At 63.4% G+C, this 17565-nt stretch carries 16 protein-coding genes; 6 read left to right on the top strand and 10 right to left on the bottom strand.

The features are described 5' to 3' along the window. Positions 1 to 120 precede the first annotated feature (120 nt). Entirely contained in the window at positions 121 to 2760 is a 2640-nt protein-coding gene (gene pepN / locus NKJ75_RS08755) for an aminopeptidase N (protein ID WP_352499566.1), read from the bottom strand. A 37-nt stretch (positions 2761 to 2797) separates the two neighbouring features. Between pepN and NKJ75_RS08750 the strand changes: the two genes are divergently transcribed. Both NKJ75_RS08750 and NKJ75_RS08745 read left to right on the top strand, forming a co-directional pair. After that, positions 2798 to 3010, top strand: a complete 213-nt coding sequence (locus tag NKJ75_RS08750) for a hypothetical protein (RefSeq protein ID WP_155923818.1) — start codon at positions 2798 to 2800, stop codon at positions 3008 to 3010. Between the two features lie 170 nt (positions 3011 to 3180). Beyond that, on the top strand, positions 3181 to 4083 hold the full coding sequence (locus NKJ75_RS08745) for a DMT family transporter (RefSeq protein ID WP_352499583.1): 903 nt from the start codon (positions 3181 to 3183) through the stop codon (positions 4081 to 4083). A 19-nt stretch (positions 4084 to 4102) separates the two neighbouring features. Here the strand turns inward: NKJ75_RS08745 and NKJ75_RS08740 are convergent, their stop codons facing one another. The 3 genes from NKJ75_RS08740 to NKJ75_RS08730 all read right to left on the bottom strand — a co-directional run bounded on the left by NKJ75_RS08740 (position 4103) and on the right by NKJ75_RS08730 (position 6715). Then, the gene (locus NKJ75_RS08740; protein WP_023834429.1) at positions 4103 to 4915 is read right to left on the bottom strand and encodes a helix-turn-helix domain-containing protein; all 813 of its coding nucleotides are present in this window, start codon (positions 4913 to 4915) and stop codon (positions 4103 to 4105) included. 225 nt (positions 4916 to 5140) lie between these two features. Beyond that, positions 5141 to 6019, bottom strand: coding sequence for a uracil-DNA glycosylase (locus NKJ75_RS08735; RefSeq protein ID WP_023670194.1), 879 nt, complete (start codon positions 6017 to 6019; stop codon positions 5141 to 5143). Between the two features lie 141 nt (positions 6020 to 6160). Next, on the bottom strand, positions 6161 to 6715 hold the full coding sequence (locus NKJ75_RS08730) for a hypothetical protein (RefSeq protein WP_032889263.1): 555 nt from the start codon (positions 6713 to 6715) through the stop codon (positions 6161 to 6163). 302 nt (positions 6716 to 7017) lie between these two features. Here NKJ75_RS08730 and NKJ75_RS08725 point away from each other — a divergent pair, with 302 nt between their 5' ends. Continuing rightward, the gene (locus NKJ75_RS08725; protein ID WP_023727629.1) at positions 7018 to 8697 is read left to right on the top strand and encodes an electron transfer flavoprotein-ubiquinone oxidoreductase; all 1680 of its coding nucleotides are present in this window, start codon (positions 7018 to 7020) and stop codon (positions 8695 to 8697) included. A 143-nt stretch (positions 8698 to 8840) separates the two neighbouring features. Further along, entirely contained in the window at positions 8841 to 9440 is a 600-nt protein-coding gene (locus NKJ75_RS08720; RefSeq protein WP_023692824.1) for a DUF922 domain-containing protein, read from the top strand. A 25-nt stretch (positions 9441 to 9465) separates the two neighbouring features. On the opposite strand, the gene NKJ75_RS08715 is transcribed toward NKJ75_RS08720, so the two are convergent. The 5 genes from NKJ75_RS08715 to NKJ75_RS08695 form a co-directional block, all read right to left on the bottom strand. Next, positions 9466 to 10479, bottom strand: a complete 1014-nt coding sequence (locus NKJ75_RS08715; RefSeq protein ID WP_502899905.1) for an endonuclease/exonuclease/phosphatase family protein — start codon at positions 10477 to 10479, stop codon at positions 9466 to 9468. 139 nt (positions 10480 to 10618) lie between these two features. Then, positions 10619 to 12121, bottom strand: a complete 1503-nt coding sequence (locus NKJ75_RS08710; RefSeq protein ID WP_352499564.1) for an AMP nucleosidase — start codon at positions 12119 to 12121, stop codon at positions 10619 to 10621. A gap of 235 nt (positions 12122 to 12356) precedes the next feature. Further along, positions 12357 to 12551, bottom strand: coding sequence for a hypothetical protein (locus NKJ75_RS08705; protein ID WP_023670200.1), 195 nt, complete (start codon positions 12549 to 12551; stop codon positions 12357 to 12359). A gap of 39 nt (positions 12552 to 12590) precedes the next feature. Next, on the bottom strand, positions 12591 to 12743 hold the full coding sequence (locus NKJ75_RS08700; RefSeq protein ID WP_023670201.1) for a hypothetical protein: 153 nt from the start codon (positions 12741 to 12743) through the stop codon (positions 12591 to 12593). Between the two features lie 226 nt (positions 12744 to 12969). Then, on the bottom strand, positions 12970 to 13311 hold the full coding sequence (locus tag NKJ75_RS08695; protein WP_023731827.1) for a DUF2147 domain-containing protein: 342 nt from the start codon (positions 13309 to 13311) through the stop codon (positions 12970 to 12972). 436 nt (positions 13312 to 13747) lie between these two features. Here NKJ75_RS08695 and NKJ75_RS08690 point away from each other — a divergent pair, with 436 nt between their 5' ends. Both NKJ75_RS08690 and NKJ75_RS08685 read left to right on the top strand, forming a co-directional pair. Then, on the top strand, positions 13748 to 14014 hold the full coding sequence (locus NKJ75_RS08690; RefSeq protein WP_006199745.1) for an SEL1-like repeat protein: 267 nt from the start codon (positions 13748 to 13750) through the stop codon (positions 14012 to 14014). A 386-nt stretch (positions 14015 to 14400) separates the two neighbouring features. Further along, positions 14401 to 15522, top strand: coding sequence for an ABC transporter substrate-binding protein (locus NKJ75_RS08685; RefSeq protein ID WP_023687260.1), 1122 nt, complete (start codon positions 14401 to 14403; stop codon positions 15520 to 15522). Positions 15523 to 15588: 66 nt separating this feature from the next. Here NKJ75_RS08685 and NKJ75_RS08680 read toward each other — a convergent pair whose 3' ends face one another. Further along, positions 15589 to 17550, bottom strand: coding sequence for an acetyl/propionyl/methylcrotonyl-CoA carboxylase subunit alpha (locus NKJ75_RS08680; RefSeq protein WP_352499563.1), 1962 nt, complete (start codon positions 17548 to 17550; stop codon positions 15589 to 15591). Positions 17551 to 17565: the final 15 nt, after the last annotated feature.

Below are 17565 nucleotides of genomic sequence, written 5' to 3'. Positions count from 1 at the left end.
GGCGAAGCGCTCGACTCTCTCAATCACGGTCGAAGTTGGTCGAGGTCGCGCACTGCCGCAACGACCCCACCCGTCCATCCGCCTTCGGCGGCTGTCCACCGTCCCCTCAAGGGGGAGGGATCAGGCCAGCGTTCGCTCCACAATGTCCCGCAAATCCGCCGACAGGTTCTCGGCACCGGCGATGGCCAGCAGCGCTTCCCTGGCCTTGGCTTGCCTGCCCGGCTCCAGCGAGCGCCACGAGCGCAGCGCTGTCGCCAGCCTGGCCGCCACTTGCGGATTGCGTTTTTCAACCTCGAGTACGGTCTGGGTAAAAAACCGGTAGCCTTCGCCATCGGCGCGGTGGAAGCCGGTCTGGTTGGCGCTGGCGAATGTGCCGACCAGCGAGCGCACCCGGTTCGGATTGGCCATCGAGAAAGCTGCGTGACCAGTCAGCTCGCGTACCGTGTCGACTGTCCGGCGTCCCGGCACGCTGGCCTGGATCTGGAACCATTTGTCCATGACCAGCGGATCGGCGCCATAACGCGCCTCGAAATCGGCCAGCGCCTTGATCGCCTCCGGCGAACCGTCATGGCGGTGCGCAAGGACGGTCAGCGCTGCGGCGCGGTCGGTCATGTTGGTCGCGGTTTCGAAATGCCGGGCGGCGAGCGCAGCACCTTTCGGCAGCAGCGAGAGGTAGTCGAGCAGGATGTTGCGCAGCGCGCGGCGTCCCGCACTTGCCGCGTCGGGGCTGAACGGCCCGTCGCCGGCGAGGCGGCCGTATAGGTCGGTGAACGTTTGCTGATTGGCGCGCGCGATTGCCAGCGCCAACGCCTCGCGAGCGGCAAAGATGGCGTCGGGATCGATGTTCGTGCCGATGTCGCGGGCAATGTCGGCCTCGCCCGGAAGTGACAGCGCCAGCGCCCGGTAGGCAGGTTCCAGGGTCTCGTCGCCGGCGATCTTGCCGGCAAGTCCGGTCAGCCTGGCGGTGAAAGCCGGCTTCGCGCCGCCGAGGATCTGGCGGAAGGCCGCTATCAGCGCATCGGTGAGCAGCGTGTTGAACGCCTGCCAGCGCGCAAAGGCATCGCTGTCATGGCCGGCGAGGAAGAACTGGTCGTCGGCCTTCTGCTCGACCGAAAGTGTGATCGGCGCCGAAAAGCCGCGATTGAGCGACACCGCCGGCCGCTCGGCGACGCCTGAGAAGCGCACCATGTGACGGCGCTTGCGGATGTGGATAACGCCGTCCTCGACGGTGGCTCCCTCGACGCCATCATAGGCGACCGGCTCACCGCCCGCGCCGACCAGCCCGAAGGCGAGCGGAATGTGCATCAAGCGCTTGCGGCTCTCCGACGGTGTCGGCGGCACCGACTGCTCGATCTCAAGCGTAAACTCGCGCGTCGCCGGATTGTGCGTCGAACTGACGGTCAGGTTCGGCGTGCCCGCCTGGTGATACCAGAGCGCGAACTGCGACAGGTCGCGCCCGGAGGCGTCCTCGAACACCTTCAGGAAGTCCTCGATCGTCGCGGCCTCGCCATCATGGCGCTCGAAATAGAGGTCCATGCCGGCGCGGAAAGCCTCGGCCCCGAGGATAGTGCGGATCATGCGCACGACTTCCGAGCCTTTTTCGTAGACCGTCGCCGTGTAGAAATTGTTGATCTCGCGGTAGCGGCGCGGCCGCACCGGATGCGCCAGCGGTCCCTGGTCCTCGGGGAACTGGTGTGCCCTCAGCGTGCGCACTTCGGCGATGCGCTTGACCGCGCGCGAGCGCTGGTCGGCGGAGAATTCATGGTCGCGAAAGACCGTCAGCCCTTCCTTGAGGCAGAGCTGGAACCAGTCGCGGCAGGTGATCCTGTTGCCGGTCCAGTTGTGGAAATACTCATGCGCGATGATCGCCTCGATATTGGCGAAATCGGCATCGGTGGCGGTTTCCCGGTCGGCCAGCACATACTTGTCGTTGAAAATATTGAGGCCCTTGTTCTCCATGGCCCCCATGTTGAAGTCGGAAACGGCGACGATGTTGAAGACGTCGAGGTCGTATTCGCGGCCGAAGGCCTGCTCGTCCCATTGCATCGAGCGCTTCAGCGCATCCATGGCGTAGCCGGCAAGCCCCTCCTTGCCTGGCTCGACATAGATGCCGAGTTCGACCTCGCGCCCGGACATGGTGACGAAACTGTCCGCAACCTTGCCGAGATTGCCGGCCACGAGCGCAAACAGATAGGACGGCTTGGGGAAGGGGTCGTCCCAGACTGCAAAGTGCCAGCCGTCGGCAAGCGCGCCGCTTTCGACCGGATTGCCGTTTGAAAGCAACAGCGGCGCTTCGTCCAGCCTTGCCTCGATACGCACGGTATAGACCGACAGGATGTCGGGGCGGTCGAGGAAATAGGTGATGCGGCGAAAGCCCTCGGCCTCGCATTGCGTGCAATAGACATTGCTGGAGCGGTAGAGGCCCATCAGCGCCTCATTGCTGGCCGGCGCGATCTCGGTCTCGAGCAGCAGCTGGAAACGGGCCGGCGGCCTCAAAATGGTCAGCTGGTCCGGCGTGGCGAGATACTCGGCCGGGGCAAGCTCGCGACCGTCGATGGCAATGCGCTTGAGCACCAGCCCGTCGCCGTCCAGCACCAGCGACGTCGAGGCGGCGGCGCCATCGCGGCGTTCGATCGTCAGCACTGCGGTGACACGCGTTGCGTCTGGCGAAAGGCGGAAGGTGAGGCCGGTTTGCGGGATGGAAAAGTCGTTGGGGCGGTAGTCTTCGAGCTTGAAGACCTGGCCGGTATCGGTTCGCATTCCCTTGGGTTTCCCTGTCGCTATCGGAGCCGCTGACGTGTCCTGGCCCATTAAATCTAAAGTTGCGCGCTCTTTACACGAAACGGTCACTCGACAAAACTGCGCCAATGCCTATTTCGGGGCGTTCCCCTTCCGCCATCATCGTGAGGCCTTGATGACCGTCGTCACATCGAAGTTCGGCATGGGCGCCTGTGTACCGCGTCGTTCGACGCGCATCTCAGCGGAGATCCGGGAAGCAACAAAACAGTGAAAGCCGGGCCTGGAGACGAAGCGGGCGGGAAACTGTCCGATCATCCCGGCGCGCATCGGCCCAAAAATCAATGTCGATTTTTGGAAAGCATGATGCGCAGATTCAAAGTGTCAGAGCGTCCTTTGCGCGTCGAAGACGACGCGCGGCGCTCTAATGTTCTCACCGGGATCATGCTCAAGGTCATGTCGGTGGCGGTCTTTGTCAGCATGCAAACCTTCATCAAGGCCGCCGGCACTTTGCCGGCCGGCCAGATCGTCTTCTTCCGCTCCTTCTTCGCCATCTTCCCGATCATCGTCTTCCTGGCCTTCACGAGAAAACTGGGCACGGCGTTTGCCACCAAACGCCCGCTGAACCACATCGCACGTGGTGTCGTCGGCGTCTGCGCCATGGGGCTCGGCTTCTTTGCGCTGACCCGGCTGCCGCTGCCGGAAGCGATCACGCTGAACTATGCCCAGCCTTTGCTGGTGGTGGTGTTCTCCTCGCTATTCCTCGGCGAAGCCATTCGCGTCTATCGCTGGAGCGCGGTTGCGGTCGGTCTGGTCGGCGTGCTGATCATCTCCTGGCCGGAGCTGACGCTGCTCACGTCGGGCGCCGCGCTCGGCGACCAGGAGGTGCTGGGCGTCATCGCTGCTCTTGTTTCTGCGGCAATCTCCGCCAATGCCATCCTGCTCGTGCGCAATCTGGTTCAGACCGAACGGACAGCGACCATTGTGTTGTGGTTTTCGGCGACGGCGAGCGTCATGGCGCTGTTTTCGCTGCCTTTCGGCTGGCAGGCGCTGACGCTATTGCAGACCGGCCTTCTGGTCGCCGCAGGCTTCTGCGGCGGGCTGGCGCAGATCCTGATGACGGCAGCCTATCGCCACGCCGAGGCCTCGGTGGTGGCGCCGTTCGAATACACCTCGATGATCCTCGGTGTCGTCGTCGGCTATTTCGCCTTTGGCGATATCGCCACCTTCAACACGCTCGTCGGCGGTGTGATCGTCGTTGCCGCCGGCATGTTCATCATCTGGCGCGAGCGCCAACTCGGCCTGGAACGCACCCGAACGCGCAAGGCAGCGCCACCACAGGGGTGAGGAGGTCCGCGGGGTTGGCTCAGTTAGCTTCCGCACGTTCCTTCGCCAGCCGCACCAGCACCGCTCGCGTCTGCTCGTCGGCCGGGAAGAAAGACTCGATCGCCAGTTCCGACAGCGTCACGTCAAGCGGCGTGCCGAAGACGGTGATGGTGCTGATGAAGGACAGCACCTGGTCGCCATGCGCCAGCCGCAGCGGATGGACGATGCCGTTGGGCTCGACCGGCACCGGCCGCGCACCCTTGAGCCCGGACGGATAGGTTCGCAATTCGCGCTCCAGCTCGACCAGGACGGGACCGCCGGCGGCATCGTTCTGGTGTTTCAGCCGCTCCAGCAGATGCGCCCGCCATTCCGCGAGATTGACGATGCGCGGTGCGATGCCGTTCGGGTGCAGGCTGAGGCGCAGCACATTGACCGGCGGCTGGAGCAGCGACGGCTCGGCAACATCGGCCAGAAACGGGCCGATGGCGGCATTGGCGGAAATCAGGTTCCAGTGCCGGTCGACGGCCAGGGCGGGGAACGGCTCATGCCCTTTGAGCACGCTCTCGACCGCGGCAAGCGCCGGCGCCAGCGTCGTATCTGTGAGTGGCCGCTCGCTGAAGCTCGGGGCAAAGCCGGCAGCCAGCAACAGCTGATTACGCTGCCGCAGCGGAATCTCAAGCTGCTCGGCCAGATGCAGCACCATCTCGCGCGAGGGCGCGGCGCGGCCGCTTTCGACGAAGGAGAGATGACGCTGGGAAATCTCAGCCTCCATTGCGAGATCAAGCTGGCTCATGCGCCGGCGCGTGCGCCATTCGCGGATCAGGCTGCCGGCGGAGGTTTGGACTGTTGTCATGGGAGGATGAGTAGGCCGGGGCGGGCGGTATTTCAATTACCTCTGAGGTCATTGGCGCGGTTCTCCCTTCTCCCCCTGTGGGAGAAGGTGGCCGAGCGAAGCTCGGTCGGATGAGGGGTGTTCCAGGGAACGCCAACGTCTCACTCCGCTGGAACACCCCTCATCCGTCTCGGCGCTGCGCGCCGATCCACCTTCCCCCACAAGGGTGGAAGGAAGAGGCGCGCCTCACCCCACCTCCCGCAACTTCGCCTTCACCTCGAGAAAGTCCCGCCAGGCTAGCTTCTTGTGCGCAGGGGTCCGCAAGAGATAGGCCGGGTGCAACGTCGGCATGGCCGGAATGGCAGTGCCCGACACCGTCGTGTGCACCTGCCAATTGCCGCGCAGGCGCAGGATGCCCTCGGTAGTGTTGAGCAGGGTTTTGGCCGAAGGGCCGCCGAGATTGACCAGCACCTTCGGATTGACCAGCTCTATCTGCCGCTCAATGAAGGGACGGCAGATTTCGGTCTCGTGCGGCGTCGGCGTGCGGTTGCCGGGTGGCCGCCAGGGAATGACGTTGGCGATATAGACCGAAGTCCGGTCAAGCCCGATCGCCGCCAGCATGCGGTCGAGCAGCCGGCCCGAGCGGCCGACGAAGGGCAGGCCCTCAATATCCTCGTCGCGGCCGGGCGCCTCGCCGACCAACATCACCGAACCTTCCGGATTGCCGTCGGCAAAGACCAGGTTCTTGGCGGTGAATTTGAGGTTGCAGCCATCGAACGACGCCATGTGCTGGCGCAGTTCGTCGAGCGTCGAGGCACTTGCCGCCATTTGCCGGGCCAGGGCCGCCTGTGCCTCGTCGGGCACCGTCGCCATGGCCGGAACGGAACGCGCCGGCGCGTCCGGCACCCGGCTTGCGTCCAGCCCGGGGCTGGCGGCGGCTTGTTCCGGAAACTTGTTTTCGCGAGGCGGCGCGGCAGGCGCCGTTGTGCGCTCGGGGCGCTTCGGTGCTGCCCCGGCAAACCGGTTCACCGGCGCGTCCTCCAACGCTTCGTCGACACCGGCAGAGGCGTAGAAGGCGAGCAACTCGGCCAGGTCGGATCGGTTGTTGGGGGAGGCGGCAGTCATGCCGGGCACATTCGTCCGCCGAGAGACGATTTGCAAGGTTGGGCGGTTAGTAATCTCCCCCTCAAGGAGGGAGATTACGCGCTCGTCGGCTTTCGCCAATCACGAAGGGCATTTCGTGGCGATTTTCACGGCGTCTGCCGCTTACCCCGTCGGTATCCGCGGATCCTGCACCAGATAGAACGTCCAGCGCGGCGTGTAGTCGGTGATCAGAAACTGGAAGCGTCCCCTCTTCAGCGGGTCGATCTGTCCACTCTTGAACAAGAGCCGGTCATAGGGTTCGAAATCGCGGTCGAAATCGGCGTACGCGCTCGACAGGATGTTGTCGGGCGTCTTGTTGCGCTGGTCGAAGGACAGGCCGTCGCCGAACACGCTCGGCTGGTTGAGTATCTCCTGCAGCTCGAACTGGAATTCGACCCAGGCCTGGCCGCTGTTGTTGAGCACCTCGATACGCATGTACAGGATGCCGTTGGCGAATTCGCCGTTGGTGCTGAACGGCTGGATCGGTTTGGTGGTGCGGATGGTGAGCGTCACCGGCGTCGACGAATTCAGCTCCTCGGAGATGACCAACGGATCTTCCTTGGTGCCGGTGCCCGAGGCGCCGGTGATGTGGAAACCGCCAAGCTCGTCGGAAAAGGAATAGGCGCCGGTCGCCCACACCTTCACCGGCTCGGCCTGAGCGCGAACCGGCGTAAGCATTGAAAGGGCGAGAAGGATCGCTCGGCAGGTCCGGCCGGGCGGAAGGGGGAAGCGCGTCAATGAATAGCCGGACGGCGTGCGCATGGAAATAAGTATGGCCGATAAGAGAGCCGTCGAACAATTAAAATATGGGACGCTGAGCGCGGCCGCGCGCAAAACGCTTGCGGCAGAGTTGTTATCCGCGACTTTTTGTCGAAATCGGCATTGTCACGTCAGCGCCGGTTTCCTGTCGCGGATTGATGCGCTATGCAGCGCAGGAGCCAGCAAAATGCCGGAAACGGTTGGCCAGAGCGGAGGGGTTGATGAGCGAGATCGAACGCGAGAGCATGGAATTCGACGTGGTCATCGTCGGGGCCGGCCCGGCGGGCCTTGCCGCAGCGATCCGTCTCAAGCAGGTCAATCCCGAGCTTTCCGTCGTGGTGTTGGAAAAGGGCGGCGAGGTTGGTGCCCACATTCTGTCAGGCGCCGTCGTCGATCCCATAGGCATCGACCGCCTGTTGCCGGGCTGGCGCGAGGAAGATGGCCACCCCTTCAAGACGCCGGTTACGGCCGACGATTTCCTGGTGCTCGGCCCCGCCGGCTCGTTCCGTCTGCCCAATATCCTGATGCCGCCGCTGATGAACAATCACGGCAACTACATCGTCTCGCTCGGCAATGTCTGCCGCTGGCTGGCAACCAAGGCTGAAGCGCTAGGCGTCGAAATCTATCCGGGCTTTGCTGCCGCCAGCCTCGTCTACAACGATGCCGGCGCGGTCACGGGCGTCGTCACCGGCGACATGGGCGTCGAAAAAGACGGCACACATGGCCCGGGCTTTGCGCCGGGCATGGCGCTGATGGGCAAATACGTGCTGATCGGCGAGGGCGCGCGCGGTTCGCTGTCCAAGCAGCTGATCGCAAAATACAAACTGTCCGACGGCCGTGAGCCCGGCAAGTACGGCATCGGCCTCAAGGAGCTGTGGCAGGTCAAGCCCGAGAACCACCGGCCGGGCCTGGTGCAGCACTCCTTCGGCTGGCCGCTCGACCTGAAGACAGGCGGCGGCTCCTTCCTCTACCACCTCGAGGATAACCAGGTCGCGGTCGGCTTCGTCCTGCATCTCAACTACAAGAACCCCTGGCTGTCGCCCTTCGAGGAATTCCAACGGTTCAAGACGCATCCGGCGATATCGCGCACCTTCGAGGGCGCCAAGCGCATCGGCTATGGCGCGCGCGCCATTACCGAAGGCGGCTGGCAGTCGGTGCCGAAACTCTCCTTCCCCGGCGGCGCGCTGATGGGGTGTGCGGCGGGCTTCGTCAACGTGCCGCGCATCAAGGGTTCGCACAATGCGGTGCTGTCCGGCATGCTGGCGGCCGAGCATGTCGCGCAAGCGATCGGCTCCGGCCGCGCCAATGACGAACTGTCGTCTTATGAGGACGCCTGGCGCGCGACCGATATCGGCAAGGATTTGAAGAAGGTCCGCAACGTCAAGCCGCTCTGGTCGCGCTTCGGCACCATTATCGGCGTCGGCCTCGGTGGTCTCGACATGTGGCTGAACACGCTGTTCGGCTTCTCGCCCTTCGGCACGCTGAAACATGGCAAGGCCGATTATGCCACGCTTGAGCCCGCGGCCAAGCACAAGAAGATCGCCTATCCCAAAGCGGACGGCGTGCTGACCTTCGACCGCCTGTCCTCGGTGTTCCTGTCCAACACCAATCACGAGGAAAACGAGCCGGTGCATCTCATCGTCGGCGACATGGAGTTGCAGAAGCGTTCCGAGCATGATGTCTTTGCCGGGCCTTCGACCCGCTATTGCCCGGCCGGTGTTTACGAATGGGTCGACAAGGACGGCAACGCCGCCGCCGATCCGTCTGCCAAGGATGTGCGCTTCGTCATCAACGCGCAGAACTGCGTGCACTGCAAGACCTGCGACATCAAGGATCCCAACCAGAACATCAACTGGGTGCCGCCACAAGGCGGCGAAGGCCCGGTCTATCAGGGCATGTGAGCCCCACCGACCGGGGCCGTCTCGACCAGCAAAAATGGCGGCGATGGCCGGGTTTACCAAGGCATGTAAGGCGCTCGGCGCCAAAGATTGTTGAAACCGTCGTCTGCTTGTGGTCTCATTGCCGCGTCCATGGGGAAAATGGCATGCGCGTGTTGGTCTTGTTTTGCGTCGCCGTCATAAGCGCGGCCTGCGGCGTCGTCGGGACGGCGTCGGCGGGGGTGAAAACCGTCGTCAAGACGCGAACCTATGACATCACCGGCACGACAGGTGCCGGTCTGGTTATCGCCATGAACCGCAGGGGCCCCAAGCACGGTTTCATGACCCACGCCATCGCGCAGACAAGCTACACCGCCGACTGGAGCCTGGACGTGGGTCAGGTCAACGGCGTCTGCCGCCTGCGCCAGGCCAATGGAACGCTCAACATCGCCTACACCTACCCGCGCGTCGCCTCGGCCGTCACGCCGGCGCTGCGCAAACGCTGGAACCGGTTTTTCACAGGCGTTCTCGCTCATGAAGGAACCCATGGCCGTATCGCCGGGCAGATGATGCAGGCTGCCGAGCGGTCGGTTCGCGGCCTGAAATTTGCCAACGATCCGCAATGCAACAAAACGCGCGTCGAAGCCACGCGGCGCTTGCAAGCCACTTCCAAGCTCTATGAGGCAAAACAGATCGCGTTCGACGCGCGCGAGCACAGTGAAGGCGGCCATGTCGAGCGCATCATCGAGGCCTTGGTAGGCTTGTGAAACCGTAAGCCCTGTGGCGTACGATCTAGCCGCCCATGCTGGGCTGGATCAGCGACACAGTCGCGGTAGAATCCTCGTCGACCGGCTTGGTCTCGTCGCGCATCAATGAAAATTCCACCATCACCGGCAGATGGTCGGAGCCGGTCTCTTCCATCTGCGTCGACGACAGGATGGTCACCCCGCCCTTCGAAAACACCTGGTCGATCGGCAGGCCCACATAGCGCCGCAGGAAATCGGGCAGGGTCCGGTGGATCCAGGTCGGTCCGGCCGACGGCATCACGGTCAGTCCGCCGAGCGAGGCAACGCGCCGTACCGCGGCGCTCCACGGCACGGCATTGCAGTCGCCGGCCATGATCGCCGTCTCGCCGAGCGAGGTGAGCGTCTCGGTCAACTCGCCGATCTGCCAGTATTGTTCCTTCGGCCACGGCCAGCTCAAATGGATCGCCGCGACATCGACCGGAGTGCCGCCGAAATCGACGGTGGCGGCCGCCATCGCGCCGCGCGGTTCGCAATGCGGCTCGGTGCCGGCCGCAAAAGGTCGCCGGGACAAAAGCGCCACGCCCCACACGCCGTCGGGATGGGCGCACAGGATGCGATAGGGATAGGCGTTCTGGATATAGCCGAGTTCGGTCGCCCACATGGCCGATACTTCGTCGAGCGTGATCACGTCTGGGTTGGTCCTGGCGATCAGCGAAAGAACCTTCTTGGGTGTCGGATTGTTGAAACGCAGGTTCATCTGCAGCAGCCGGTAGACCGGTTCGTTGCCGGGCGCGGCGTCATTGGCGGCCTGCACCGGCCACAGGCGCGGCAAGGTGCTCAACGTGCTGGCGAAGGCGGCCACGGCCAGCAGCAGGCCCACGCCCGCCTGCAGGCGAAACGAGGTGGCGAGCAGCGGCAGCGCAATCAGCCCCATCAGCACGGCAAAATGGATGCGGAAATGGGCGAAGGAATCGAAGGCCGGATGCAGTGCGCCAAAGAACCCGGCTACAAGCGCGGCCGAGAGGCCGAGCATTGCCAGGAACGCCATTGAAGCCATCATCTTTCGCACGCGTGCCATCAGACCGGGTTTTGCCCATAGACCGGGTAATACATTGCCGAGGTATCAGGCCTTTATCGGCTGAAATGCGGCCCAATCAAGATGACGAAACGCCTCGCGGCAAACATTTACGGCAAGCCGTCTACTGAAAGGCCGTCTCCGAAAAGCTTCTCAGCTTGCGCGAATGCAACCGTTCCATCGGCATTTCCGCCAGCTTCTCCATCGCCTTGATGCCGATGGTCAGATGCTGCGCCACTTGCCGCTTGTAGAATTCGGTCGCCATGCCGGGCAGCTTCAACTCGCCATGCAGCGGCTTGTCGGAGACGCAAAGCAGCGTGCCGTAGGGCACGCGGAAGCGGAAGCCATTGGCGGCGATCGTGGCCGATTCCATATCGAGCGCGATGGCGCGCGACTGCGACAGCCGCTGCACCGGTCCGCGCTGGTCGCGCAGTTCCCAGTTGCGGTTGTCGATGGTGGCGACGGTGCCGGTGCGCATGATGCGCTTGAGATCGTAGCCGGAAAGTCCGGTGACTTCGGCGACCGCCTCCTGCAGCGCCACCTGGATCTCGGCCAGCGGCGGTATCGGCACCCACACCGGCAGGTCATCGTCCAGCACATGGTCTTCCCGGACATAGGCATGCGCCAGCACATAGTCGCCCAGCGCCTGAGTGTTGCGCAGGCCGGCGCAATGGCCGAGCATCAGCCATGCATGTGGCCGCAGCACCGCGACATGGTCGGTGATCGTCTTGGCGTTGGACGGGCCGACGCCGATGTTGACCATGGTGATGCCGCCATGGTTCGGCTTCTTCAGATGATAGGCTGGCATCTGAGGCAGGCGCGGCGCCGCCACGCCTTCGCTGGGCGCGTTTTGCCCTGCCTTGGTGATGACATTGCCCGGTTCGACGAATTCGGTATAGCCGTGGCCGCCTTCAGCCATCTGGGCCCGCGCGCGGGCGACGAACTCGTCGATGTAGAACTGGTAGTTGGTGAACAGCACGAAGTTCTGGAAATGCTGCGGGCTGGTCGCCGTGTAGTGCGTCATGCGGTGCAGCGAATAGTCGATGCGCTGCGCCGTGAACGGCGCCAGCGGCCTTGGTTCGCCGAACGCGACCTCGAAGGTGCCGTTGGCGATCTGGTCGTCGGTGCCGTCGAGATCCGGCACGTCGAACAGGTCGCGGATCGGCCGTTTGATGCGGTCGGCGGCGGCGCCATCGACATGGGTTCCTTCAAGGAACGCGAAATGCAGCGGGATCGGCGTGGTCGATTCCGAAACCGTTACCGGCACGCCGTGATTGCGCATGATCAGGCGAAGCTGCTCTACGAGATAGCGTTCGAACAGCACCGGCTGGGTGATGGTGGTCGAGAAATGCCCGGGGGTCGGCATGTGGCCGTAGGCCTGGCGCGAGTCGATCTGGGTGAACGAATTGGTGGTGACGCCGATCTCCGGGTAGAAGGCGCGGTAGCGCTTGCTTTCGTCGCCGCCGGCGGCAAGCGTGGCAAAGGAGTCGCGCAGAAACTTGGTGTTGCGGTCGTAGAGCACCTGCAAGGCGGCCACGGCCTTTTTGGCGTCGTCGAAGCTCTGCTTGCCGAAAGGCTCCGGCAGGACGACCGATTCGATAGCTTGTGGGTAGATTCGCTTTTCCATGGCTCAATATAGAGACTTGAGGCCGCACTTGGGAGGGGAGGGTGGCCGCCAAGTGGTCGATTTATTCGTCCACGCCCAAGGTGTGCTGAGATTCAGGTAAGGCTGAGCCGGAGTCGAGGACGGGCGCGAAGCGACCAAACTGGTTGGCTTCGAGAACCGGAGCGGAGCGTACTCGAAGCATGTGAGCACCAAGGCCGCCACTTGCAGGCCGGCATCACCTTAATACCGGCACACCTTACCCGCGCTGCAGACTGACCAGCAAGACAAAGCCGACGCCATGCTTCTTCGTCGCCGGCGCGTCGATCGTCGTGTCGGCATTGGCCCGCATCATTGGCATGGCCAGGACCGGCGCCGACAGCACGACCAGGACGAGCGCCGCCCGCGGCAGGAGCCGAAGGGTCTGGAGGGCGTTGATGGCGATGCGGTTCATGGCTTTTGCTTTTCTGTTTGGATCTATGTCTTTGTCGTCTCAGGGGCGAAAATGGTTCATGCAATCGAATTGGCAGGAACTGGCTGCATCCCAGGAACGGGCCGGACGGCCGGATTCGGCCACGAGGATGGCGAAGAGCATCCCGAACAGGCTCATCAACAGGCAGACGATGGTGAAGCGGCGAGCGAGCATTTGCGGAGTGTCTCCTTGAACACGCCATCAAAATGCCCTGATGCGACTGAACCGGCGCTGATGCCGACGTTCATCTGCGGTTCAAAGTGATTGACGATGTTTTAGGGAGAGCATCGGTTCGGGTTTGCGCCGCCGCAAACGGCACGGTCGTCGCTATGGCGCGGACCGTCCTGCAAAAGAAAACGGGGCCTGTGAAGGCCCCGTTGGTCAACTCAAAGCAGCAAGATCAGAGCTTGTGCCAGGTCTGGCTCTTGCAGATCAGCCCGCCGAGCACGCAGCCGCTCATCTTGAGCGAGGTGCCCGACAGTGTTGCCTTGCCCGAATAGGTCTTGTCGTTTGCCGGATCGGTGATGTTGCCGGCATATTTGTTGCCCCCGGCCGCCTTGAGCGAACCGATGGTCTTCCCGGCATATTTGCCGGTCTTCAGCGTGATGGAGAATGAACCGCTGCCGCCGATTACTGCTGTGTCGCCGGCTTGTGTCTTCCAATTGCCTTCGATCGGATCGGCCCAAGCCGCACCAGCCATCATCACGGCGGCCGCCAGGGCCAAGCTCACTTTGCGAAACATATCTGTCCTCCCTGGTTTAGATGGGGCAGCCGCCTCTCTGCCGCTTACGCAAACGTAAGCTAATCCAGCTCCCGGCAAAACAAAAGCGTGCCGCGACGGAAGGTTTCGCATTTTCATGCGGGGTCGGGAGAGCGCAGCCCGTGAAAATGAAACGATCGAGGCGTTGGCTTTGGTTTGCGTGGTTAGCAGAGTGTTGATCGGCGCCTTGCAAATTTTCGTCAAATCGATCGAAAAACGGCGGGATTGCTGACTTTGTATCCTTAACGAATTTCCGCGTTTACCTCTTGTTTTAGCTTTGTTTTCTCCAAATTAAGCACGCCATTTAACGACGGATTCAAGGCTCGGCCTCATTCTCGGAAGCATCGAAAGAGCGGCTCCCCAGGGAACACCGGGGGACAGAAGAGGCCCGCTCTCGGGAGCCAGACAGGGGACTAAAATGGCACGTTTTGAAATGCTTGAAGCCGGCTTCGGCGCCATGGGGGCAACTGCCCAGGCCGACATTCTTTTCGAACTGGGCATGATGTATGCGACCGGCCGCGATTGCGAGACCGATGTCGTTGCCGCCCACAAATGGTTCAACATCGCCGCCATCAAGGGCTCGGTCCGCGCCGCGGAACTGCGCTCGGAACTGTCGGCCGCAATGTCCAAGGTCGAGATCGCCAAGGCGCTGCGCGAAGCCCGCGAATGGATGACGATGCACTGAGATCGCGAGCAGATTATCGCAGGCAGATTATCGAAAACAGGGAAGCCCCGGGATCAAGACCGCAAAGACGGTCGGAACCGGTGAAACGACAAGGCCGCGACAAGACGGCCGACCATGAAAGAACAAGAACGCGGCAGGCGGGCACGGTCCAGTCGTGCACAATGGGGACGGCGGGCAGGTTTTCGTGGCGCGGGGGCGCATGGGGACTGCTACGAGCAAAAAGCCACGACCGGCCGGAACAGGCTGGCGTGGCTTTTTGCGTTGATGAGGCCCAATCGAGCGGCGCCGATGCGCCTAGACAGGCCCAATGAAGGATGAAATTGTCCCGCCTTCGGAAAGAAGCGCGGCCAGAGCGGCTGCGCGAGTGTGGGAGGAGTTCTATCACCATGAAAAAAACGGGTATTTTGAGCGCGGCCGTATTTGGCCTGATGATGAGCGCGCCGGTTGCCTTTGCCGATGACATCACCATTTCGGTGGTCGGCCCGATGACCGGACAGCTCGCCACGATCGGCGATCAGTTCAAGCAGGGCGCAACGGCAGCCGCCGATGCGATCAACGCCGCCGGCGGTGTCAACGGCTCGATGATCAAGCTCGACATCGAGGACGACCAGTGCGATCCCAAGCAGGCGGTTTCGGTGGCCAACCGGATCGTTGCCAACAGCGTCAAGTTTATTGACGGCCATGCCTGTTCAGGTTCGAGCATCCCGGCTTCCGCCGTCTACGCCGAGGCCGGCGCGCTGATGATGAGCCCGGCCTCTTCAAATCCCGAGCTGACCGATGCCGCCGCCAAGGCCGGCTGGCCGACGATCATGCGTCTCTATACGCGTGACGACGCGCAGGGCGCCTTCATCGGCCCGTGGATCGCCAAGAAATATGCCGGCAAGAATGTCGTTATCCTGCATGACAAGAGCGCCTACGGTCAGGGCGTTGCCGATGCCGTGAAGGCGACGATGAATGCCGGTGGCCTCAAGGAGATCGACTATGAAGGCATCAATGCCGGCGAGAAGGATTATTCGGCTCTCGTCACCAAGCTGAAGGACCTCAAGGCCGACGTTGTCTATTTCGGCGGCTATCACCCGGAAGCCGGGCTTATCCTGCGTCAGTCGGCCGAGCAGAGCGTCAAGTTCCAGCTGATCATGCCGGACTCGATCGCCTCGCCGGAATTCTGGCAGGTCGCCGGCCCCGCCGGTGAAGGCACCCTGTTCGTCTTCCCGTCGGACCCGCAGGCCAAGCCGGAAGCCAAGGAGGCCATCGCCAAGATCAAGGCGGGCGGCTTCGTGCCGGAAGGCTTTACGCTGTTCTCCTACGCCGTCGTTCAGGCGTTTGCAGAGGGCGTCAAGCGCGCCGGAACGGACGATCCGGTCAAGGTAGCCGAAGCGCTGAAGAACGGCACGCCGTTCAGCACCGTGGTCGGCGACGTGACCTTCGACGAGAAGGGCGATCTGAAGAACGCCAGCTACGACATCAACCAGTGGCACGACGGCAAATACGCACCGATCGCGCAGTAAGCGGCCGCGTACTCATGGCAATGGCCGGGCTTGTCCCGGCCATTTTTCATTCAAGCCTCCAGCCGGCTATGCAGCCTCTTCAACGAAGCGCACCAGCACCGTTCCGTCGGTGACCTGCGCGCCCTCGGTGGCGATCTCGGCGATCACGCCGTCATGGCTGGCCGCGATCGTGTGCTCCATCTTCATCGCTTCCAGGATCAGTAGCGGCTGGCCCTTGATCACCCTTTCGCCCTTTGCCGCGCGCACCAGCTTGACCAGGCCCGGCATCGGCGCGCGCAGGCTGCCCGAAGCGGCGGCCGCCTCGTCGGTTCGCGCCAGCGGATCCGGGACGAGGAAACTGTAGCCGACCGCGCCTTCGAACACGGTGACGTGGCCTGGCCAGCGGGCAAGGCGAAGGGCGGCGCGAAGATCATGCGAATTGACGCTGTCATAGGGCGCGTCCAGCGCCACCTCGAAGCGCCCGTCCGGCCGCACTGAAACACGCGCCAGTATATCGTCCTCGCCATGGCGCAGGCGCGTGCGGCGCGCAACGCTGTGGAAATGCGCATAGCCGGCAAGCGACGACCACGGATCGTTCGACGGCGGCAAGGCACCGGCGCCCGCCGCGGCAAGGGCCGCCGCGGCAACGATCTCGCTGCGCGGCAGGGCGACCGCGGTCAGCGCTTCCTGATGCCTGCCGATCAGGCCGGTATCGACATCACCGGCCGAAAAATCGGCGTCCGCGGCAAGTGCCGCGAGAAAGGCGGTGTTGACGGTCGAGCCGGCAATCTCGGTCTGCGACAACGCAGTGCCGAGCGCATCGAGTGCCGCCTGCCTGTCCTTGGCGTGGACGACCAGCTTGGCGATCATCGGATCGTAGAAGGGCGAGATGGCATCGCCGGCCCGCACGCCGGTCTCGATGCGCATGCTGGCGCCTTCGGGCGCGTTGTCGGGAAACGCCAGGTGATGCAGCGTGCCGGTCGCCGGCAGAAACCCTTTCGCCGCGTCCTCGGCATAGATGCGCGCCTCGAAGGCGTGGCCGGAAAGCGTGATTTCGCTCTGCGTCTTCGGCAGCTTTTCGCCGGCGGCTACCCGCAACTGCCACTCGACCAGGTCGGTGCCGGTGACCATTTCGGTGACGGGATGCTCGACCTGCAGGCGGGTGTTCATTTCCATGAACCAGAAGCGGTCGGCCTTCAGCCCTTGCGAGGCATCGACGATGAATTCGATGGTGCCGGCGCCGGAATAGCTGATCGCCTTGGCGGCCTTGACCGCCGCTTCCGTCATCGCCTCGCGCAGCGCCGGCGTCATGCCGGGCGCCGGCGCTTCCTCGATCACCTTCTGGTGGCGGCGCTGCGCCGAGCAGTCGCGCTCGTAGAGATGCACGGCATTGCCAAAATTGTCGCCGAATACCTGGACCTCGATGTGGCGCGGCTTGTCGACATATTTTTCGACCAGCACGCGGTCGTCGCCGAACGCGGCCTTGGCCTCGCGCCGTGCGCCCGACAGCGCCTCGGAGAAATCGTCGGGATGTTCGACCCGGCGCATGCCCTTGCCGCCACCGCCGGCGCGCGCCTTGATCAGAACGGGATAGCCGATCTCACGCGCCTTGGACGCCAGCAGCACGATCTCCTGCGCCTCGCCATGATAGCCCGGCACCACCGGCACGCCGGCCTTTTCCATCAGCCGCTTGGCCGCGTCCTTCAGCCCCATGGCGCGGATCGAGGCGGCCGACGGGCCGATGAATGTGAGCCCTGCTGCTGTCACCTGGTCGACGAAATCAGGGTTTTCCGAGAGAAAACCGTAGCCGGGGTGGATTGCTTGCGCGCCGGTCGCCAGCGCCGCCGCAACAATCCTGTCGCCGCGCAGATAGCTTTCACCGACGGGCGAAGCGCCGATATGCACCGCCTCGTCGGCCATTTCGACATGCAGGGCCTTGGCGTCCGCGTCGGAATAGACGGCAACGGTGCGCACTCCAATCTTCCTGGCCGTGCGTATCACCCGGCAGGCGATCTCGCCGCGATTGGCGATCAGGATCTTGGCGAACATGGAGCCTCCCGGGTT

The sequence above is a fragment of the Mesorhizobium sp. M0058 genome (assembly GCF_040323095.1).
Taxonomy (GTDB): Bacteria; Pseudomonadota; Alphaproteobacteria; order Rhizobiales; family Rhizobiaceae; genus Mesorhizobium.
This window is presented reverse-complemented; position numbering and strand designations above follow the sequence as displayed.